Source organism: Streptomyces calidiresistens (assembly GCF_014141525.1).
Lineage (GTDB): Bacteria > Actinomycetota > Actinomycetes > Streptomycetales > Streptomycetaceae > Streptomyces > Streptomyces calidiresistens.
This window is the reverse complement of sequence record NZ_VKHS01001547.1, coordinates 1-481: the sequence shown is the minus strand read 5'-3', so window position 1 is coordinate 481 and position 481 is coordinate 1. Positions and strand designations below refer to the sequence as shown.

Below are 481 nucleotides of genomic sequence, written 5' to 3'. Positions count from 1 at the left end.
CCCCGCCCCGGCGCGGGCCGATCGGCCCGGACCGCCCTGGCCGCCCTGGGTCTGTGCGCCCTCGGCGCCGCGCTCGCGGGGTGCGTCACCGTGGACCCCGCCTCGCCCGCCGCCCCCGTGGGGGCCGAGCGCGTTCCCGACGAGCCCGACACGGGTGTTCCGGGAGCGCCGGTGGTGCCGGGTGCCCCCGGTGATCCGGCCTCACCGGGGCCCTCCCCGGGTGCCTCCCCGCCGGCGGGGGACGGGCCCGCCTCGCGGCAGCGCCCCTCCGACGCCGACGGGCGCCCCGGCACCGATCCCCCCGAGCGCTCCGGCGAGGACTCCCGGCCGTCCCGTCCGGCGGGCGGCGGCGGGGCCTCCCCGGGGGCCGCACCACCCTCCTCGCCCGGGCGTCCGGCCGATCCGCCGCCCGCCGCGCCGGGTTCCGGTGGCGGCGACCCCGGCGACCGACCGGCTCCGCAGCCGGATCCGGTACCGGACC

1 pseudogene is annotated in these 481 nt (G+C 84.2%); it reads left to right on the top strand.

Features of this window, described 5'->3' with window-relative positions:
• Nucleotides 1-481 (top strand): annotated as a pseudogene (locus tag FOE67_RS29895) (hypothetical protein); the annotation flags it as partial.